This is a genomic window from Kutzneria sp. CA-103260 (assembly GCF_018263855.1).
GTDB lineage: Bacteria > Actinomycetota > Actinomycetes > Mycobacteriales > Pseudonocardiaceae > Kutzneria.
In genome coordinates this window covers 8,292,414-8,310,621 of record NZ_CP073318.1, presented here as the reverse complement: position 1 = coordinate 8,310,621, position 18,208 = coordinate 8,292,414, and the positions used below count along the sequence as shown (strand labels likewise).

Annotated in this window: 21 protein-coding genes and 1 riboswitch; of the genes, 11 read left to right on the top strand and 10 right to left on the bottom strand. The window is 71.2% G+C overall.

Going from position 1 to position 18,208, the window contains the following annotated elements; genetic code table 11:
• The first annotated feature begins 4 nt into the window (after positions 1-4).
• Positions 5-114: riboswitch (TPP riboswitch) on the top strand.
• From thiO to JJ691_RS36505, 4 genes are all read left to right on the top strand, one after another.
• Complete coding sequence (gene thiO, locus JJ691_RS36520) at positions 110-1,213, top strand: glycine oxidase ThiO (RefSeq protein WP_211764090.1); 1,104 nt, start codon at positions 110-112, stop codon at positions 1,211-1,213. (Overlaps the previous riboswitch by 5 nt.)
• Entirely contained in the window at positions 1,214-1,414 is a 201-nt protein-coding gene (gene thiS / locus JJ691_RS36515) for a sulfur carrier protein ThiS (protein ID WP_211764089.1), read from the top strand.
• A 1-nt stretch (position 1,415) separates the two neighbouring features.
• Positions 1,416-2,171, top strand: a complete 756-nt coding sequence (locus tag JJ691_RS36510; protein ID WP_211764088.1) for a thiazole synthase — start codon at positions 1,416-1,418, stop codon at positions 2,169-2,171.
• A 50-nt stretch (positions 2,172-2,221) separates the two neighbouring features.
• Positions 2,222-2,656: a MarR family winged helix-turn-helix transcriptional regulator gene (locus tag JJ691_RS36505; RefSeq protein ID WP_211771931.1), complete on the top strand. Its 435-nt coding sequence runs from the start codon at positions 2,222-2,224 to the stop codon at positions 2,654-2,656.
• On the opposite strand, the gene JJ691_RS36500 is transcribed toward JJ691_RS36505, so the two are convergent.
• A complete protein-coding gene (locus JJ691_RS36500; protein ID WP_211764087.1) occupies positions 2,653-3,591 on the bottom strand; it encodes an NADP-dependent oxidoreductase in 939 nt (312 codons plus the stop codon). The two genes, JJ691_RS36505 and JJ691_RS36500, sit on opposite strands and share 4 nt — an antisense overlap.
• A gap of 96 nt (positions 3,592-3,687) precedes the next feature.
• Between JJ691_RS36500 and JJ691_RS36495 the strand changes: the two genes are divergently transcribed.
• Positions 3,688-4,074 carry a winged helix-turn-helix transcriptional regulator gene (locus JJ691_RS36495; protein WP_211764086.1) on the top strand — a complete coding sequence of 129 codons (387 nt, stop codon included), beginning with the start codon at positions 3,688-3,690 and terminating at the stop codon, positions 4,072-4,074.
• A 79-nt stretch (positions 4,075-4,153) separates the two neighbouring features.
• Here the strand turns inward: JJ691_RS36495 and thiD are convergent, their stop codons facing one another.
• Together thiD and thiC are read right to left on the bottom strand one after the other, a co-directional pair.
• The gene (thiD, locus tag JJ691_RS36490) at positions 4,154-4,984 is read right to left on the bottom strand and encodes a bifunctional hydroxymethylpyrimidine kinase/phosphomethylpyrimidine kinase (RefSeq protein ID WP_211764085.1); all 831 of its coding nucleotides are present in this window, start codon (positions 4,982-4,984) and stop codon (positions 4,154-4,156) included.
• A gap of 142 nt (positions 4,985-5,126) precedes the next feature.
• Complete coding sequence (thiC, locus tag JJ691_RS36485; RefSeq protein ID WP_211764084.1) at positions 5,127-6,776, bottom strand: phosphomethylpyrimidine synthase ThiC; 1,650 nt, start codon at positions 6,774-6,776, stop codon at positions 5,127-5,129.
• 185 nt (positions 6,777-6,961) lie between these two features.
• Between thiC and JJ691_RS36480 the strand changes: the two genes are divergently transcribed.
• Genes JJ691_RS36480 through JJ691_RS36470 form a run of 3 tightly spaced genes read left to right on the top strand, consistent with a single transcriptional unit; the run spans position 6,962 to position 9,561 of the window.
• A complete protein-coding gene (locus tag JJ691_RS36480; protein ID WP_211764083.1) occupies positions 6,962-7,594 on the top strand; it encodes a hypothetical protein in 633 nt (210 codons plus the stop codon).
• A gap of 34 nt (positions 7,595-7,628) precedes the next feature.
• Positions 7,629-8,552, top strand: a complete 924-nt coding sequence (locus JJ691_RS36475) for an aldo/keto reductase (protein ID WP_211764082.1) — start codon at positions 7,629-7,631, stop codon at positions 8,550-8,552.
• 46 nt (positions 8,553-8,598) lie between these two features.
• Positions 8,599-9,561: a quinone oxidoreductase family protein gene (locus JJ691_RS36470; RefSeq protein WP_211764081.1), complete on the top strand. Its 963-nt coding sequence runs from the start codon at positions 8,599-8,601 to the stop codon at positions 9,559-9,561.
• Here the strand turns inward: JJ691_RS36470 and JJ691_RS36465 are convergent.
• Together JJ691_RS36465 and JJ691_RS36460 are read right to left on the bottom strand one after the other, a co-directional pair.
• On the bottom strand, positions 9,549-10,448 hold the full coding sequence (locus tag JJ691_RS36465) for a glycosyltransferase (RefSeq protein WP_211764080.1): 900 nt from the start codon (positions 10,446-10,448) through the stop codon (positions 9,549-9,551). The two genes, JJ691_RS36470 and JJ691_RS36465, sit on opposite strands and share 13 nt — an antisense overlap.
• A gap of 115 nt (positions 10,449-10,563) precedes the next feature.
• Positions 10,564-11,151, bottom strand: coding sequence for a peptide deformylase (locus tag JJ691_RS36460; protein ID WP_211764079.1), 588 nt, complete (start codon positions 11,149-11,151; stop codon positions 10,564-10,566).
• A gap of 190 nt (positions 11,152-11,341) precedes the next feature.
• Between JJ691_RS36460 and JJ691_RS36455 the strand changes: the two genes are divergently transcribed.
• Together JJ691_RS36455 and JJ691_RS36450 are read left to right on the top strand one after the other, a co-directional pair.
• On the top strand, positions 11,342-11,638 hold the full coding sequence (locus JJ691_RS36455) for a DUF3263 domain-containing protein (RefSeq protein WP_211764078.1): 297 nt from the start codon (positions 11,342-11,344) through the stop codon (positions 11,636-11,638).
• Entirely contained in the window at positions 11,635-12,231 is a 597-nt protein-coding gene (locus JJ691_RS36450; RefSeq protein ID WP_211764077.1) for a LytR C-terminal domain-containing protein, read from the top strand. The genes JJ691_RS36455 and JJ691_RS36450 overlap by 4 nt, the downstream gene beginning before the upstream one ends.
• Before the next feature lie 93 nt (positions 12,232-12,324).
• On the opposite strand, the gene JJ691_RS36445 is transcribed toward JJ691_RS36450, so the two are convergent.
• The 5 genes from JJ691_RS36445 to moeA are packed head-to-tail and all read right to left on the bottom strand — an operon-like array spanning position 12,325 to position 17,714.
• Positions 12,325-14,505, bottom strand: coding sequence for an AAA family ATPase (locus tag JJ691_RS36445; protein WP_211764076.1), 2,181 nt, complete (start codon positions 14,503-14,505; stop codon positions 12,325-12,327).
• Between the two features lie 28 nt (positions 14,506-14,533).
• Positions 14,534-15,490, bottom strand: a complete 957-nt coding sequence (gene pssA / locus JJ691_RS36440; RefSeq protein WP_211764075.1) for a CDP-diacylglycerol--serine O-phosphatidyltransferase — start codon at positions 15,488-15,490, stop codon at positions 14,534-14,536.
• A gap of 4 nt (positions 15,491-15,494) precedes the next feature.
• Positions 15,495-16,202, bottom strand: coding sequence for a phosphatidylserine decarboxylase (locus JJ691_RS36435; RefSeq protein WP_211764074.1), 708 nt, complete (start codon positions 16,200-16,202; stop codon positions 15,495-15,497).
• Between the two features lie 42 nt (positions 16,203-16,244).
• The gene (locus JJ691_RS36430) at positions 16,245-16,517 is read right to left on the bottom strand and encodes a GlsB/YeaQ/YmgE family stress response membrane protein (RefSeq protein WP_211764073.1); all 273 of its coding nucleotides are present in this window, start codon (positions 16,515-16,517) and stop codon (positions 16,245-16,247) included.
• Positions 16,518-16,526: 9 nt separating this feature from the next.
• Positions 16,527-17,714: a molybdopterin molybdotransferase MoeA gene (moeA, locus tag JJ691_RS36425; RefSeq protein ID WP_442912794.1), complete on the bottom strand. Its 1,188-nt coding sequence runs from the start codon at positions 17,712-17,714 to the stop codon at positions 16,527-16,529.
• A 217-nt stretch (positions 17,715-17,931) separates the two neighbouring features.
• On the opposite strand from moeA, the gene JJ691_RS36420 reads away from it, so the two are divergent.
• Positions 17,932-18,135, top strand: a complete 204-nt coding sequence (locus JJ691_RS36420; protein WP_025354171.1) for a cold-shock protein — start codon at positions 17,932-17,934, stop codon at positions 18,133-18,135.
• Positions 18,136-18,208 lie beyond the last annotated feature (73 nt).

Below are 18,208 nucleotides of genomic sequence, written 5' to 3'. Positions count from 1 at the left end.
TCCCAGTGGTCCGCACGGGAGCCTGGAGGAACCGGGCTGAGAGGGAGCTTGCCAGCTCTGACCGTCGAACCTGATCCGGGTCATGCCGGCGCAGGGAGCGTGATGTGTCTTGAAGATCGCCGTTGTCGGTGGTGGGGTCGTCGGTCTGTCGGTCGCGTGGGCGGCCGCCGAGGATCACCATGAAGTGCAGCTGATCGACGCCGCGCCGGGGTCCGGCGCGTCCTGGGTGGCGGGCGGCATGCTCGCGCCGGTCACCGAGGCGTGGCCGGGCGAGGAGCACGTGCTGGCGCTGGGCAGCGCGTCGCTGGACCGCTGGCCGGAATTCGCCGCCCGGCTGGACAAACGTGGCGGCCTGCGTGCCGAGGGAACCCTGGTGGTCGCGGTGGACGCGGCCGACCGCGAGGAACTCGACGGCGTGGCCGACTACCTGGCCCGGCTCGGCCGTGCGGTGGAACGGGTCACCGCGCGCCAGACCCGCCAGCTGGAGCCGTCGCTGGGCACATCCGTCCGAAGTGGACTGCTGGTGCCCGGGGATCTGGCCGTGGACAACAGAGTGCTGCTGGCCTCGCTGCGCAAGGCGGCGGTGGACGTCGGCGTGCAGCCGATCGCCGTCGCCGCGAAGAGCGTCAGCGCCGGGGAAGTGCTGCTGGCCAACGGTTCCACCGTGCACTGCGACACGGTGGTGCTGGCCGCCGGGGCGTGGAGCGGCGGCCTGTACGAGGGGTTGGCGAAGGTCGTCCGGCCGGTCAAGGGCGAGGTGCTGCGGCTCAAGGCCCGTGATGGCGCGCTCGATCCGCCGACCCGGACCGTGCGGGCCCTGGTCGAGGGCAGGCAGGTCTACCTCGTGCCGAGGGACGGCCGCGGCCTGGTGCTCGGCGCCACCCAGTACGAAGCCGGCTTCGACACCGAGGTGACGGTCGGCGGCGTCCGGGACCTGCTGCGCGACGCCGAGCGGGTGCTGCCGGGCATCGGCGAGTTCGCGGTGGTGGAATGCGCCGCCGGCCTGCGTCCGGGCAGCCCCGACAACCTGCCCCTGCTGGGCTGGCTGGAGCCGGGCCTGCTGGCCGCCACCGGCCACCACCGCAACGGCATCCTGCTCGCCCCGATCACCGCCGAGGCGGTGGTCGACCTGCTCGCCGGACGCGAACCCCCGGAGCCGGCGCGCGCCGCCGACCCAGGCCGACTGCTCGCCGTGACGAACGGGGGAACCTGAATGCTGGTCGTGGTCAACGGAACCGAGCGCGAGCTGGCCGACGGGGCGACCGTCGCCGACGCGCTGGCCGCCATCGACGCCCCGCCCCGGGGCATCGCGGTGGCGCTGGACGGCGAGGTCGTGCCACGGGCCGGCTGGCCGGACACACCGCTGCCGCCCGGCGGCCGCGTCGAAGTGCTCACCGCCGTGCAGGGAGGCTGACGTGGACGACCCGTTTGTCATCGCCGACCGCGAGTTCGGCTCGCGGCTGATCATGGGCACCGGCGGCGCGGCCAATCTGGCCGTGCTGGAGCGGGCGCTGCTGGCCGCCGGCACTGAGCTGACCACGGTGGCGCTGCGCCGGATGGACGCCGCCGGCGGCACCGGCGTGCTGGACCTGTTGCGCCGCCTGGGAATCGAGCCGTTGCCGAACACCGCCGGCTGCCGGACCGCGGCCGAGGCGGTGCTCACCGCCCGAATGGCCCGCGAGGCCCTGGAGACCAACTGGGTGAAGCTGGAGGTCGTCGCCGACGACCGGACCTTGCTGCCCGACGCCGTCGAACTGCTCGACGCCGCCCAGCAGCTGGTCGACGACGGCTTCGTGGTGCTGCCCTACACCAACGACGACCCGGTGCTGGCGCTGCGGCTGGAGGAGGCCGGCTGCGCCGCCGTGATGCCGCTGGGCTCGCCCATCGGCACCGGGCTGGGCATCCGCAACCCGCACAACATCGAGCTGATCGTGTCCCGGGCCTCGGTGCCGGTGATCCTGGACGCCGGCATCGGCACCGCCTCGGACGCCGCGCTGGCCATGGAGCTGGGCTGCTCGGCGGTGCTGCTGGCCACCGCGGTCACCCGGGCCCAGGACCCGGAGCGGATGGCGGCGGCGATGCGGGCGGCGGTGGATGCCGGCCGTTCGGCCCTACTTGCCGGCAGAATTCCGCAACGCTTCTGGGCCCAGGCGTCCAGCCCGCCGCGCTGAGTCATCATGAACGGCAGGTGCCACCTACCTGAGGAGTGAGTGTCGTGGCGATGTCGACGACGACGGCCACGGTCGACGAGACCACGCGGCTGTACCTGGCGGTCGGGAGGCTGTCCCGGATCCTGCGCCGCAGCGGTTCCCCCGGCCTCGGCCAGGGCTCGATCTCGGCCCTGGCCACGCTGACCTACCAGGGCCCGATGCGGCTGGGCGACCTGGCCGCTCGCGAAGGGGTGGCCCCGCCCACGCTGTCCCGGATCATCGCCGCCCTGGTCGAGTCCGGCTTCGTGCTGCGGGAGGCCGACCCGCAGGACGGCCGGGCCTCGCTGGTGCGGGCCACCGCCGAGGGGGAGCGGATCATGGCCGGGGTCCGCTCCGATCGGCTGCACGAGCTGCACAACCGATTGGAGCGGCTCACCGAGCAGCAGCGGGCCGCGATCACGGCCGCCCTGCCGGCGCTGGAGGAACTGGTGGCCGAGGACGTCTAGCTGCCGGCCACGTCCAGCACGAGCTTGCCGGTCAGCTGGTTGGCCGCGCCGATCTCGTGGGCCTTGCCGGCCTCGGCCAGCGGCAGCACCTGGTCGACGCGCACGGTCAGGCGGCCGGCGTCGATCAGCTCCAGCAGGGCCAGCAGGCCGCGCTGGTCGGGCTCGACGAGGATGCCGGTGGCGCGCACCCCGCGCTGCCGGGCCTTGGCCGCGAGCGCGTCGTCGACGCCGCCGGGCACCGCGAACACCGTGCCGCCGGGCTTGAGCACGTCCACCGACCGCAGCGCGTTGTCGCCGCCGATCAGGTCGAAGACCACGTCGACGTCCTTGGCGACCTCGGTGAAGTCGGCGGTGGTGTAGTCGATCGGCTCGTCCACGCCGATGCCCCGCAGGAAGTCGTGCTTCACCGTGCGGGCGGTGCCGTAGACGTAGGCGCCGTGAGCCTTGGCGATCTGCACTGCCAGGTGGCCAACGCCGCCGGCCGCGGCGTGCACCAGCACCTTCTGGCCGGGCTGCACGTCGGCGTCGTCGATCAGGGCCTGCCAGGCGGTCAGGCCGGCCAGCGGCAGCGCCGCGGCCTCGAAGTGGCTCAGGCCGGCCGGCTTGCGCACGAACTGCCGCGACGGGGCGACGACGAACTCGCCGTAGCCGCCGACCTCCTTGGGGAACGCCGGCATGCCCAGCACCTCGTCGCCCGGCTGAAGCCAGCTGACCCCGAAGCCGACCTGCTCGACCGTGCCGGAGACGTCCCAGCCCAGCACGAACGGCGGCTGCCCCAGGAACACGCCGTGCTCGCGGGTCTTCCAGTCCACCGGGTTCACGCCGGCCGCGTGCACCCGGACCAGGATCTCTGTCGGTCCCGGCTCCGGCCGCTCCACGTCGACCACTTCCAGCACCTCGGGGCCGCCCAGCTTGGTCTGGCGCACGACTCGCATCTCGATCTGTCCCTTCCCTTCGAATGCTTGCTCAGTCATCCTGTGGGAGCTGGTACACATCCGCTAGTACGCACTAATTTGTAAAGTAGGTACCTGATGGATACCGCCTGGGACCCGTATCTTCTCGCCTGTCCGTGCCGGGACGTGCTGGACCTGGTGGCCAACAAGTGGACCGCGCTGATGATCGGCAAGTTGGCCCAGCGGCCGCACCGGTTCGGCGAGCTGCGGCGCGAGGTGGCCGGCATCACGCCCAAGGTGCTCACCCAGAACCTGCGCAGCCTGGAGCGGGACGGCCTGATCAGCCGCAAGGTCTACCCGACCACGCCGCCGAGCGTGGAGTACGCGCTGACGCCGCTGGGCGAGAGCATCAGCGGCTACCTGATCGCGCTGAACAACTGGACCGCGGCCAACTTCGACGAGATCAAGCGCTCCCGCGCCGCCTACGACGCCGCCGCAGCCGCCGTACCGCAACCAGTCAGCTGACGTCAACCCCTCAGCGTTTGGAAGGGACCATTCCACGCGTCAGACGAGCGAAATGGTCCTTTCACGCAGTGAGGGAGGCTCAGATCGGGGCGTCGGAGAGACGCCAGAAGTTGGAGACCGGGCCGGTGCCCTGGCCCAGCGGGTAGGCGTTGCGCACCGAGTGCACGATGAAGCGCTTGCCGAACTCGGCGGCGGCCGGCATGGTCGCGCCCTTGGCCAGGGCCGAGGTGATCGACGAGGCCAGCGTGTCACCGCTGCCGTGGGTGTCGTTGACGTCGAAGCGCGGCCCGGGCAGCTCGATGACGGCCACGCCGTCGTAGAGGATGTCCACGCACTCCGGGTCGGAGCGCAGGTGGCCGGCCTTGATCAGCACCCACTGGGGCCCGAAGTCGTACATCGCCTTGGCCGCGTCCAGCATCATGTCCCGGCTGGTCACGTCGATGCCGGTGAGCAGCCGCACCTCGTCCAGGTTGGGCGTGACGAGCGATGCTCGCGGGAACAGCAGACTCTTCAGGCCGGCCAGGGCGTTGTCGTGCAGCAGCTGGTCGCCGTGCATGGACGCGGACACCGGGTCGACCACGAACGGGATCGTTCGGTCCCGTCCGATGCCGACCCTGTCGATCACCTCGGCGATCGCCTCGATGATCGCCGCCGACGCCAGCATGCCGGTTTTCGCCGCGGTGACGCCGATGTCGCTGACCACGGCCTCGATCTGGGCGGCCACCACCTCGGGCGGGATCTCGTGGAAACCCGAGACCCCGACCGAGTTCTGCACGGTGACCGCGGTGACCGCGGTGGTGGCGTGCACGCCGCAGGCGAAGAACGTCCGGCAGTCGGCGTGCACGCCCGCCCCACCACCGGAATCGGTGCCGGCGATGGTCAACGCGCGAGGGGGAGTTGAATTGGTCACCAGTCACTCCGCGAGTTCGCGCCGGTCTCTGGAGCTGCGGGCCGGGAAAATCGCATCTGTTCAGCGATTTTTCCGGCCAAGGCGAAGAGACCGGTCACGAGCGAACTCGCCCCGCGCGGTACGCGCGGCGTGGGCGCTGTGTTCACGACTCGACTACCGGAAGGTAGACCTGCTTGCCGTGCGCCGCGAACTCCTGTGACATCTCCGCCATCCCAGCCTCGATCGCCTCCACAGAGGACAAGTTGTGCTCCTCAGCGTACTTGCGCACGTCCTGGGTGATGCGCATGGAGCAGAACTTGGGGCCGCACATGGAGCAGAAGTGGGCGGTCTTGGCCGGCTCGGCCGGCAGCGTCTCGTCGTGGTAGGACCGCGCGGTGTCAGGGTCCAGCGACAGGTTGAACTGGTCGGTCCAGCGGAACTCGAAGCGGGCCTTGGACAACGCGTCGTCGCGCTCCTGGGCCTTGGGGTGGCCCTTGGCCAGGTCGGCCGAGTGCGCGGCGATCTTGTACGTGATCACGCCGGTCTTCACGTCGTCCCGGTTGGGCAGGCCCAGGTGCTCCTTGGGCGTGACGTAGCACAGCATCGCGGTGCCGGCCCAGGCGATCTGCGCGGCGCCGATGGCCGAGGTGATGTGGTCGTAGGCCGGCGCGATGTCGGTGGCCAGCGGGCCGAGCGTGTAGAACGGCGCCTCGCCGCAGACCTCCTCCTCCAGCCGCACGTTCTCCACGATCTTGTGCATCGGCACGTGGCCGGGGCCCTCGATCATCACCTGCACGTCGCGAGCCCGGGCGATGTGCGTGAGCTCGCCGAGGGTGCGCAGCTCGGCGAACTGGGCGGCGTCGTTGGCGTCGGCGATGGACCCGGGCCGCAGCCCGTCGCCCAGCGAGAACGTCACGTCGTAGGCCCGCAGGATGTCGCAGAGTTCCTCGAAGTTGGTGTACAGGAAGCTTTCCGTGTGGTGCGCGAGACACCACGCGGCCATGATCGAGCCGCCGCGGGAGACGATGCCGGTGACCCGCTTGGCGGTCAGCGGCACGTAGCGCAGCAGCACGCCGGCGTGCACGGTCATGTAGTCCACGCCCTGCTCGCACTGCTCGATCACGGTGTCCCGGTAGACCTCCCAGGACAGTTTGGTCGGATCCCCGTTGACCTTCTCCAGGGCCTGGTACATCGGCACGGTGCCGACCGGCACCGGCGAGTTGCGCAGGATCCACTCCCGGGTCTCGTGGATCCGCTTGCCGGTGGACAGGTCCATGATGGTGTCCGCGCCCCAGCGGGCGGCCCACACCATCTTGTCCACCTCCTCCTCGATCGACGAGGAGACGGCCGAGTTGCCCATGTTGGCGTTGATCTTGACCAGGAACTTCTTGCCGATGATGGCCGGCTCGGACTCGGGATGGTTGCGGTTGACCGGGATCACCGCCCGCCCGATCGCCACCTCGCTGCGCACGAACTCGGGGTCGACGCCCTCGCGGGCGGCGCAGAAGGCCATCTCCTTGGTGATGACGCCGGCCTTGGCGTAGGCCAGCTGCGTCACCGCGCCGTTGACGGGCTCGCGTTCGGCGACCCACGGCGCGCGCAGCTTCGACAGTCCACTGTGGACGTCGATCGCGGTGTCCGAGTCGGTGTAGGGGCCGGAGGTGTCATACAGGTCAAGGTGTTCGCCATTGGTGAGCGCCACCCGGCGCATCGGGATCCGGGTGCCGTCCGGACCGTCGACGTAGACCTTGTGGGAACCCTGGATGGGGCCCGTGGTCACGGTGGGCCGGACACGGTCGTCAAGCGACGTCATGGCGATTCCTCCCTACGCTGGCATTACCCAGTCAGGTTCAGGCGGTCGGCGGCACCGGATCACCTGGATCCAGCCGCCCTCTCAGCCCGCTTGTGGCGCGAGCTCCCGCGTGTGTTCAGTTGTCGGCTCCCGAGGCTAGCGAGTGCCGGCAATTCCTGCCAGCCTCGGTCGCGTACCTTGTGCCGGTGGCAGACGATCAACCGTTTCCACCGGGCGCCCGGCGAGCCGTCCGGCCGACGGCGGTCATCGACTGCCCGGCCTGCGGTGAACTGGCCGGCCGCGGCTACCCGATGTGCCTGGTGTGCGCGGAACTGGTCGACCAGTTCTGGACGCTGGACTGGCGGCCGCTGGTGGAGGTGTCCGGCATCCCGGAGCTGGAGCTGGCCGAGCTGGTGCTGCTGGAGGACGTCGGCAAGCTGCCGTGGACCTGCACCGACGTGGCGATGACGCTGCTGCGTTGCCCGGCCTGCGGGGCCGAGCTGGGCACCGGCGACCTGCCCTGCCTGCGCTGCCGGGTCGCCGACGAGCAGCGCTGGGCCTGGGACCACATGGGCTACCCGGACCGGATGACCGGCAACGAGCACGCCATGCGGGTGGCCCGGATGGTGCTGCGGGCCCCGCACCGGCAGCGCGAGACGATCGTGCAGGGCTGGCGGCTGACCATGCCGTTCCTGCTGCTCGGCGAGCTGCCCACGACCGCGCAGGCCCAGCGGATCCGGGCTCACATCCTGGCCGAGCGCTACGACGAGCTGGTGCGCTGCCGGTCGTTGCGCGAGCTTGCCGGGCTGCCGAGCGTGCCCTGGCGAAAAGAAGATTGACCTGGAGTGCACTCGAAGCGGTTGGATCGGCCCCATGGTGAGTCTGGGCATTGGCACGTGGGCGATGGGCGGTCCGTTCTGGGCGGGCACTCAGGCGGTCGGCTGGGGGCCGACCGATGACGAGGAGTCGGCGCGGGCGCTGCGGCGCGCCGTCGAGCTGGGGGCGACCCTGTTCGACACCGCCGACGTGTACGGCACCGGGCACGCCGAGGAGCTGCTGGGCAAGGTCTTCGCCGGGCGGCGGGACGAGATCCGCATCGCCACGAAGTGGGGCAACGTCTTCGACCCGGCCACCCGGCAGATGACCGGCCGCGACGGCAGCGTGGCGCACATGCGCCGGGCGCTGACGGAGTCACTGCGGCGGCTGGGCACCGATCACGTCGACATCTACCAGCTCCACATCGGCGACCTGCCGTTCGAGCAGGCCGCCGAGCTGCGGTCGGCCTGCGACGACCTGCTCATGGAGGGGCTGATCCGGGCCTACGGCTGGAGCACCGACGACCCGGAGCGGGCGGCGGTGTTCGGCACCTACGTGCAGGCCGAGATGAACGTGCTGCACGACCGGCCGGACCTGTACCCGGTGCTGGAGATCCAGAACATGACCATGCTGTGCCGCGGGCCGCTGGCCATGGGGCTGCTGACCGGCCGCGACTGGGCCACGGCGGCGCTGCCCGATGACGACGTGCGCAACAAGGTGCCGGACTGGATGCAGTTCTTCAAGGACGGCAAGCCGACGCCGGAGTTCGCCAAGCGGGTCGAGGCCGTGCGCGAGGTGCTGACCTCCGGCGGCCGCACGCTGGCCCAGGGCGCGCTGGCCTGGATCTGGGCCCGGTGCGACCGGGCGGTGCCGATCCCGGGCTGCCGGACCGTGGCCCAGGTCGAGGAGAACGTCGGCGCGCTGGCTTTCGGGGCGTTGAAGCCGGCCGAGCTGGCTGAGGTGCAGAGCCTGCTGAGCTGAGGTTCTGTACTTGCGGGTCCATTTTTGTCGTCTTAAGTTCGATGCCATGCGAACAATTCACATCGAACGGCACGGTGGGCCCGAGGTGCTGGCCTGGACCGAGGTTCCCGACCCCACTCCCGGCCCCGGGCAGGCCGTCGTCGCGCCGACCGCCATCGGCGTGAACTACATGGACATCGGGGCCCGGGAGACCGGCATGGGCGGCTGGGCCGCGCCGGTGACGCTGGGCGTGGAGGGCGCGGGCCGGGTGGTGGCCGTCGGCGACGGGGTGTCCGACCTCGCCGCCGGCGACCGCGTGGCCTGGTTCTACGTGCCCGGCAGCTACGCCGAACTGGTCCTCGCGCCGGCGGAGTCGCTGGTCAAGCTGCCCGACGACATCGACGACGAGACCGCCGCCGCGGTGATGATGCAGGGCTTGACCGCCAACCACTTCACCACCGAGACGTACGCGATCAAGCCCGGCGACGTCGCCGTCGTGCACGCCGCGGCCGGCGGCGTCGGCCGCATGCTGACGCAGATGATCAAGGCCCGAGGCGGCACCTCGATCGGTCTGGTGTCCCGGCCGGAGAAGGTCGCGGCGGCCCAGGCCGACCATGTGCTGGTGTCCAGCGGCGGCGGCTTCGAGGACAAGATCCGCGAGCTGACCGGTGGCGAGGGTGCGCACGTCGTCTACGACGGTGGTGGCGCGCCGACTTTCCGCTCCTCGCAGCTTTCCCTGCGGCGGCACGGAGTTCACGTCTACTACGGGCCGTTCATGGGCGTGCCGACACTGACGCCGATGGACCTGCCCAACAGCATCCTGCTGTCCTACGCGGCCGTCGGCGACCACGTGCCCACGCGGGAGGCGCTGATCCACCGCACCGGCGAGGTGTTCGACCTGGTCCGCCAGGGACAGGTCACCGTGCACATCGGCGGCCGCTACCCGCTCAAGGACGCCGCCCAGGCCCACTCCGACCTCGAATCCCGTGCCACCACGGGAAAGCTACTGCTGGTGCCTCAGGACAGATAGCCCTCGACCGTGGCGGTGATGCTGCCCAGGGCGTCCAGCCGGGCGTACTCGGCGGCCAGCCGCCGGGCATTGCCCCGATAGGTCGGATCGGTCAGCACGATCCGCACCGCCCGCTCGATGTCGTCGTCCGACGGCTTGTCCGTGGCCAGGTACAGCGCCGCGCCGGTGGCGGCGGCCCGGGTGTTGCCCTCCAGTTGGTCGGCCGAGCGACCGGTCAGCACCAACGGCTTCGCGTGCCGCAGCGCCCGCTGCACGGTGTCGAAGCTGCCGTCGCTGACCACCACGTCGTCCTCGCAGTGCGGCGACGGCAGCGTGCCCACGAACCGCACGTGCGACGGGGTGTCGCTGCGCCGGTAGCTCAGTTCCTCCACGGACAGCTGGAGAAACCGGTCCGCGGCCAGGACCGGGGCGTCCAGCACGAACGGCAGCGGGTCGTGGGTGACGCCGACCGACCGCATGGCCTCGACGAACTCCTCCTGCACGCCGCCGAGCGCGTCCCGGACGTACTCGTAGGCGCGGCGGTTGCGCTCGCGGCCGGCCGCCGTGTGGTCCGGCGGCAGCCCGAAGCCCGCCGGGGCGGTGTCGATGCTGCTCAGTGAGAACGGCTCGGTGCCGATCAGGATCAGCGCCGACGGCTTCGGGCCCGGCGCCCCGTAGCTGAGCGGCAGCGTGCCCTGGAACGCGACGTCGCCGACCACCACGGTCGGCGCGTCGGACTCCGCCAGCAGCCGGCACAGCCGTCGGTGCTGGTCGACCAGCGAACGCCCGGTCGGCGGTTCGAGGCCGGTGATCAGCTCGACCTCGTGGCCGCGGCGCGTCAGCGACTCGGCGATCGTGCGCATGGCGCGCAGGTGCGTGGTGGTGGCCGTGACGACGACCCTGCCCATGGCTCTAGTCCTCCCCAGGAGTGGCGCCCTATGACAGGAAGACGTGTGACCGCGCGAGTTGGATCAATGAATGGGCGAACGGGCACGAGGACCAGCCCGGCCGGCCCCAGGTCCCTTAGTCCTCGTCGTCCTCGTCGGCGAACGGGTCCGGCTCCACCGCCGGGTCCCAGGACAGGCCGGGCACACCCCACCCGTTGCGCTTGAGCATCTTCTTGGCCGCCCGGGCGTTCCGGCCGACCAGCCGGTCCAGGTAGAGCAGGCCGTCCAGGTGGTCGGTCTCGTGCTGCAGGCAGCGGGCGAAGAAGCCGGTGCCCTCGATCTCGACCGGCTCGCCGTGCTCGTCGGCGCCGGTGACCTTGGCCCAGTCGGCCCGGCCGGTCGGATAGGTCTCGCCCGGCACCGACAGGCAGCCCTCGAAGTCGTCGTCCGGATCGGGCATGCCCTCCGGCCGGTCGGAGGTCTCCAGCTTCGGGTTGACGACCACGCCCTTGAACCGGTTGCCCTGGTCGTCGGGGCAGTCGTAGACGAATACCCGCAGGTCGACGCCGATCTGGTTGGCCGCGAGCCCGACGCCGTTGGCCGCGGCCATGGTCTCGTACATGTCCGCGACCAGGGTGCGCAGGCTCTCGTCGAACTCGGTGACCGGGCGGGTCGGGGTGCTCAGCACCGGGTCGCCGACCACGCGGATGGGGTGAATCGCCATGGGACCGACCCTAGGGGCCGGTTCGGCAAGATCATTGTCAGGGGTGGTCGGTAAGGTTTCCGGATCCGGGACGCGCCGAGGTCGGGCACGGCCCGGATCAAGATCACGTGATTGAATGGTCGCCGGGGAATCACACGGGTGTGATTCCTGCGACCGCAGGGATCCGCGACCGTGAGGGGCGAGGAGCCAGATGGACGCCGCAAAGGCCATCACGCAGGTGGACGAGCCTGCCGACGGCCTGACCCGACGAGAGCACGCCATCCTGGCGTTCGAACGTCAGTGGTGGAAGTACGCCGGGGCCAAGGAGCAGGCCATCCGTGAGCTGTTCGACATGTCCTCGACCCGCTACTACCAGGTGCTCAACGGCTTGATCGAGAAGCAGGAGGCCATGGCGGCCGACCCGATGCTGATCAAGCGGCTGCGTCGGCTGCGCGCCGGGCGTCAGCGCGCCCGCGCCGCGCGCAGGCTGGGGTTCGAGCTGCGATGACCGCGCCGGAGACACCCACCGGCGGTCCGGCCCGGCCGGCCCGCATCGCCGGCATCGTGCTGCTCGTCGTCGCCGGCATCGCCCTCGTGATGGGTGTCGTCAGCCTGCTGCCGCTGGGCGGCGGCAGCAACGAGGCCGGCGCCACCACCACGACCACCACGCCCTCGGCCACCACCTCGTCGTCCGCGCCAGCCAAGCCGACGACCACCACGCCCGCGCCGACCACCACAACCACGGCGCCGCCGGCCAGCACCACGGCCAACCAGCCGACCCCGCAGCCGCCGGCCAACAACCCGCAGTCGGTGCAGGTGCGCGTGTACAACAACGGCACCATCCAGGGCTACGCGCAGCAGGCCGCCGACGACTTCAAGGCCGCCGGCTGGAACGTCACCACGGTGGGCCCGTACTCGCAGGGCATCATCGCCACCACCACGGTGTACTACCGCCCCGGCACCGACGAGGAAGCCGCTGCCAACCAGCTGGGGCACGACTTCCACATGCGGGTCATGCCCCGCTTCGACGGCATCGAGACCGCCTCCCCCGGCGTCATCGTCATCATCACCAACGATTTCAGCCCCCCGGCCAAGGGCTGATCAAGGGCCCGATCCTCTCTCGTTGAACCTCATGAAGGGCCCCTTCCTGACGTTCAACGTCAGGAAGGGGCCCTTCATGACAAAAAGGGGCGGTCAAAGCTGGCGGGACTCGGCGTAGGCCGCGAGCTCGGCCAGCTGGGCCGGGTCGAGGGACGGACTGACGGCGGTGCGGGCCTTGGCCAGGTGTCCGGCAGTGACCTCGGCCGCCGACAGGGACTCCCGCATGGCGGTCAGCGCGGCCTCCCGCACCAGGCCGGCGCAGTCGGCGGCGGAGTAACCGTCCAGCTCGGCGGCCAGCGCCGCCAGGTCCACGTCGGCGGCCAGCGGCATGTTGCGGGAGGCCGAGCGCAGGATCTCGGCCCGGGCGTCGGCGTCCGGCGGCGGCACGTAGATCACCCGCTCCAGCCGGCCCGGTCGCAGCAGCGCCGGGTCGAGCAGCTCGGGCCGGTTGGTCGCGCCGACGACGATCACGTCCCGCAGCGGCTCCACGCCGTCCAGCTCGGTCAGCAGCGCGGCCACCACCCGGTCGGCCACGCCGGAGTCAGAGGACTGGCCGCGTCGCGGGGCCAGCGCGTCGACCTCGTCCAGGAAGACCAGAGCCGGCGCGGCCTCGGCGGCCCGGCGGAACAGCTCCCGCACGGCCCGCTCGGACTCGCCGACGAACTTGTCCATCAGCTCCGCGCCCTTGACCGACAACACGTTCAGCCGCCCGCTGCCGGCCAGGGCTCGCACCAGGAAGGTCTTGCCGCAGCCGGGCGGCCCGTACATCAGCACCCCGCGCGGCGGCTGAACCCCAAGGCGGGCAAAGGAATCCGGGTACTGCAGCGGCCACAGCACCGCCTCGGTCAGCGACTGCTTGACCTCGGTCATGTCGCCGACGTCGTCCAGCGTCAGGCCACCGGTCCGCAAAGTGTCCGAAGTGGACATGGAGATCGGGCGCACGGTCTCCAGCGCGCCCAGCAGGTCCTGCTGGCTGACCTGGAGCACGCCGTCGGAGTGCCGCATGGCCGCTCGCAGCGCGGCTTCCCGGCGCAGCGCGGCCAGGTCGGCGGCGACGAAACCGGGAGTGCGGTCGGCGACCGCGCCGAGGTCCACATCGGACTCAACCGGCACCTCGCGCAGCAGCACCCGTAGCAGCTCGACGCGAACCTTGGCGTCTGGCAACGGAAGCGACAGCGTCCGGTCCACCAGCTCCGGGGCCCGCAGCCGAGGATCGACCGCCTCCGGGTGCGCGCTGGTCACGGCCAGCGCCAGGCCCTCGGTGCGGACCGCCGCACGCAGCGTGTCCAGCACGATCGTGGCCACCGGCGGGGGAGTCGAGGCCGGCAGCAGGGCGTCGATGTCGGAGATCAACAGCACCGAAGGCTTGGTGGCCTTGGCAATCGTCGCCGACAGCTGCTGGGCGGCCGCGTTCGCCTCCAGCGCGGCGATGCTCGGGGCCGACAGCTCGACCACCGCGGCCCCGACGCTGTGCGCGACGGCCCGCACCAGGGTCGCCTTGCCGACGCCCTCCGGGCCGGTGACCAGCACCCCCAGTTGCGCCGACGCGCCGAGCTGGGCCAGCAGCTCCGGCCGGTGGAAGGTCAGGTTCAGCCACTCCGACAGCAGCTTGGCCGAGTCCTGCTGGCCGACCAGATCGGCCACCGGCACCGGTGGCACCGACGGCGCTTCCACCGGCGCCACAACCAGTTCGGCCACCGGCGCCGGTTCGACCACGACCTCCGTGCCCCGCCAGTTCAGCACGCTGCTCGGGCCGACGGTCACCGGACCGACCGGCTGGGTCGCGGTCACGGTGATCAGCTCGTTGGTCCAGGTCGTGCCGATGGCCAGCGACAGCTGCCGGCGGGCCTGCGAGACGTCCGAGCCGGGCGGCGGGGCCAGGTCCTGCGGCAGCAGCGACACCGCGTCACCGGTGGTCAGCACCTTGCCGGTGAGGGCCAGCCGCAGCGTGTCCGGGTGCACCGAGGCCGAGGCCAGCCGGGACCCGGACACCACGATCGACCGGGCCTGCGACACCTCGACCGGCGCGACCACGATCTCCGAGCCCTCGACGATGCCCAGGTTGGACAGCGTCACGTCGTCCACGTAGACGAAGCCGTGCGGGCTCTCGCCGTCGTGGGCGGCGGCCAGCGCCGCGCTGACTCGGGCCCCGGTCAGCTTCACCGCGTCCCACGGGCGCAGGCCGAGCGCGGCGAGCACCTCGGGATGCAGGCGGACGACACCTCGCCGGGTGTCCAACGCGGACGGTGACAGCCGGGCGGTCAGCGAGATCACGCCGCCAGCTTATCCACGCCCCCGCGACTCAGCGGCGCTCTTGGCGACGAAGCCCCAGCTGCCGCCAGCCCCGGCGGCGGCCGTCACCGCTGCCATTGCCGTTGCTGGTGGGCTCGCCGCGCCGCGGCAGCCGCACCTGGCTGATCCGGCTGGCCGCGCCGGCCACCCGGCGGCGCAGCGGCGGCCGCAGCCCGAACCGGCGGGCGGCGCTGCCGGCGCGGCGGATCGCCCGCCGCTCCCGCGACGGCACCGACCAGGCCTCGGGGTGCCGGGCCAGCCAGTAGTAGCGGTACACGGCGTACGGGATGTGGCCCAGGTAGATCAGCATCGCCGCGACCAGCGCCCACAGCGGGTACAGCAGCACGGTCGCGGCCACCAGCACCACGCCGACCAGCAGCGGGGCCACCAGGCGCGGCGGCACCTTGATCGTCTTCAGCGACAGCGTGGGCACCCGGCTGATCATCAGCGCCGCCACGAAGACCGTCCAGGCCGCGACCAGGATCGGCGAGGTCCACCAGCCGGTGCCGGCGGCCAGCCACAGCACCATCGGCAGCAGGGCCAGCAGCGCGCCCGGCGGCGCCGGCACACCGACGAAGAACTCCTTGGTGAACGGCGGCTTCTCGGTGTCCTCGAGCAGCGTGTTGAACCGGGCCAGGCGCAGCACCATGCAGGCCGCGAAGATCAGGGACACGATCCACAGCCCGTTGTCCGAGCCGTGGTTCCAGATGTAGAGCATCAGCGCCGGCGCGACGCCGAAGGAGATGGCGTCGGCCAGCGAGTCCAGCTCCGCGCCCATCTTGCTGGTGGCGTCGAGCAGCCGGGCGATCCGGCCGTCCAGGCTGTCCAGGATGGCGGCCGCGCCGATCGCGCCGATCGCCACCTCGTAGTTGTTGGTGAGGGCGAACTGCACGCCGGACAGGCCCGCGCACATGGCGAGCACCGTGATGGCGTTGGGCAGCAGCCGGACCCCGGGACCCGAGGGCATCTGGTCAGCCCCCGAGTTCGGCGAGCACTGTCTCCCCGCCGATGGTCCGCTGCCCCGGCTCGACCAGCACCTTGCTGCCCAGCGGCACGTAGAGGTCGACCCGGGAGCCGAAGCGGATCAGGCCGTAGGTGCGGCCGGCCACCGCAGGGTCGCCCGCGTTGACCTCGCACACGATGCGACGCGCGATCAGGCCGGCGATCTGCACCACGACCAGGTCGTGGCCCTGCTCGGTGCGGATGGCCAGCGAGTTGCGCTCGTTGTCCTCGGACGCCTTGTCCAGGTCGGCCGACAGGAACTTGCCCGGCCGGTAGTGCGCCGCGGTGATCTCACCGGAGGCCGGCAGCCGCTGCACGTGCACGTCGAAGATGTTGAGGAAGGTGCTGATCCGCAGCATCCGGCCGGACAGACCCAGCTCGGCCGGCGGCTCGACCACGACCACGTCGGCCACCGTGCCGTCGGCCGCCGCGACCGCGATGTTCGGGCGGGTCGGCGTCACCCGGGCCGGCTCCCGGAAGAACCAGGCGCACCAGGCCGTGGCCAGGAAGCCCAGGAAGCCCAGCCGGCGGTTAAGCAGCCGCAGCACCAGCGCCCCGATGGCGAAGCCGGCCACGATCGGCCGCCCGCCCGGGTGCATCGGCGGCACGGTCTTGCGGGCCAGCTCCAGGAAGTGGCCGACGGAGAACCCGGCAGGTTCGGGCGAGTTGGCGTTCATCGCGCCACACGATAGGGCACCCGCCGGCCGACCCCGCGTGCGCTACCGGCGGCGGCCGGCGTTGCGGAACAGGCTCAGCACCGCCAGCAGGATCACCGCGCCGACCAGTGCGATGCCGAAGCTGGTGAAGTTCCAGCCGAAGTCCCGCGGATGCCCGGTGACCAGCTGGTACAGCCAGCCGCCCAGGAACGCGCCGGCGATGCCGACCAGGATGCTGACGATGCAGCCCTGCGGCCGCCGGTCCCGACCGCCGACGACCAGGTTGGCCGCCCAGCCCACGATCGCGCCCAGCACGATCCATCCGATGAGTCCCACGACACGACTCTACGCATCGAGCGCGACGACGGTGACGGCGTCACCTGCGGCGACCTCGCTCACACCCTCCGGCACGATGATCAGGCAGTTGGCCACCGCCAGCGCGCTGAGCAGATGCGAGCCGGGGCCGCCGACCAGCCGGACCGTGCCGGCCGACGGGTCGTAGCGGCCGCGGCGGAACTGACGGCGGCCGGGCGGCGAGTGCAGCGCCTCGTCGATCACCGCGGTGCGGGTCGGCCGCTGGATCACCGCGTGCCCCATCGCCGAGCGCAGGGCCGGGCGCAGGAACACCTCGAACGACACCTGGGCGCTGACCGGATTGCCGGGCAGCGTCACCACCGGCACACCCCGGTACTCGCCGGCCCCCTGTGGCATACCCGGCTGCATGGCCACCTTGCGGAACTCGACGCCGTTGCCGGTGAACGCGTCCTTGACCACTTCATAGGCGCCGGCGCTGACGCCACCGGATGTGACGATCAGATCGGCCGATTCCAGCCGGGCGGCCAACACCGAGTGAAACGTTTCGACATCGTCGGGCACGAAGCTGAGCACTTCGGCCAACGCGCCGACGGATCGAATCGCGGCGGCCAGCATCACGCCGTTTGATTCGTAGATCTGCCCCGGCAACAACGGATTCCCCGGCGCGACGAGTTCGGATCCGGTGGACAGCACCAGCACCCGGGGCCGTCGACGGACCGGCAGCTCGCCCGCGCCGACCGCGGCGGCCAGACCCAGTTGCGGCGGACCGAGTTCCGCGCCCGCGCGCAGCACGACATCGCCGACCCGGACGTCCTCGCCGGCCCGCCGGATGTGCGCGCCCGGCTCCACCTCGCCATTGACCAGCACGCTTTCCGTGCCGCCGTCGGTCAGTTCGACCTGCACGACGGCGTCCGCGCCGGGCGGCACCGGGGCGCCGGTCATGATCCGCTGCGCGGTGCCGGCGGCGAGTTCGGTGAGCACCGTCTTGCCGGCCGGAATGTCGTCGGTCACGGGGAGTTCTACCGGGGCGTCCCTGATGTCTCGCGCCCGAACGGCGTAACCGTCCATGGCCGAATTGTCGAACGGCGGCAGATCGACCGGTGAACTGAGGTCCTCGGCGATGGCCAGACCAAGGCAGTCCGCCAACGGAATGCGTTCTACCGGCGTATTGCCGACCAGGTCCAACACCATCGCCAGGTGTTCGTCGACGCTCGCCAACCGAGTAGCTGAAGTGGACACGGGACCCATCTTCGCGCATACCCGCCGGTGTCGGCGGTACCGCCGTTCGAGTCAGAGGAAATTGCTGTGTGGCAACGATCTTGTCGCATGAAGAGCACCCAACAAGCAGATGGCGAGCGGGCTTGCCGCCGCTAACGTTGTCGTGAGATCCATTCGGCGCCCCCAGCGCCGTGCGCCACATCTCAAGGAGGACGCCGTGGCAGTCGGCACGGTCAAGTGGTTCAACTCGGAAAAGGGCTACGGCTTCATCGCTCAGGACAGTGGTCAGGACGTGTTCGTCCACTACTCGGCGATTCAGATGGACGGATTCAGGGCACTGGCTGAGGGCGACCGGGTTGAGTTCGAGGTCCAGGCCGGCCGTGACGGCCGCAGCCAGGCCGCGGACGTCCGCAAGGTCTGATCTGCAGAGTCTGATCTGGAAGGCACAACCCGCGGTCAACGGCGGCGGCCCGCGCGGCCGCCGCCGTTTTCCC

Coding starts and splice junctions, on each gene's coding strand:
- thiS (WP_211764089.1), top strand. CDS start 1,214: ATGCTGGTCGTGGTCAACGGAACCGAGCGCGAGCTGGCCGACGGGGCG.
- pssA (WP_211764075.1), bottom strand. CDS start 15,490: ATGCCCTCGGGTCCCGGGGTCCGGCTGCTGCCCAACGCCATCACGGTG.
- JJ691_RS36495 (WP_211764086.1), top strand. CDS start 3,688: ATGGATACCGCCTGGGACCCGTATCTTCTCGCCTGTCCGTGCCGGGAC.
- JJ691_RS36465 (WP_211764080.1), bottom strand. CDS start 10,448: ATGGGCAGGGTCGTCGTCACGGCCACCACCACGCACCTGCGCGCCATG.
- JJ691_RS36460 (WP_211764079.1), bottom strand. CDS start 11,151: ATGGCGATTCACCCCATCCGCGTGGTCGGCGACCCGGTGCTGAGCACC.
- JJ691_RS36455 (WP_211764078.1), top strand. CDS start 11,342: ATGGACGCCGCAAAGGCCATCACGCAGGTGGACGAGCCTGCCGACGGC.
- JJ691_RS36470 (WP_211764081.1), top strand. CDS start 8,599: ATGCGAACAATTCACATCGAACGGCACGGTGGGCCCGAGGTGCTGGCC.
- JJ691_RS36435 (WP_211764074.1), bottom strand. CDS start 16,202: ATGAACGCCAACTCGCCCGAACCTGCCGGGTTCTCCGTCGGCCACTTC.
- JJ691_RS36500 (WP_211764087.1), bottom strand. CDS start 3,591: ATGCGAGTCGTGCGCCAGACCAAGCTGGGCGGCCCCGAGGTGCTGGAA.
- JJ691_RS36505 (WP_211771931.1), top strand. CDS start 2,222: ATGTCGACGACGACGGCCACGGTCGACGAGACCACGCGGCTGTACCTG.
- JJ691_RS36450 (WP_211764077.1), top strand. CDS start 11,635: ATGACCGCGCCGGAGACACCCACCGGCGGTCCGGCCCGGCCGGCCCGC.
- JJ691_RS36475 (WP_211764082.1), top strand. CDS start 7,629: ATGGTGAGTCTGGGCATTGGCACGTGGGCGATGGGCGGTCCGTTCTGG.
- thiC (WP_211764084.1), bottom strand. CDS start 6,776: ATGACGTCGCTTGACGACCGTGTCCGGCCCACCGTGACCACGGGCCCC.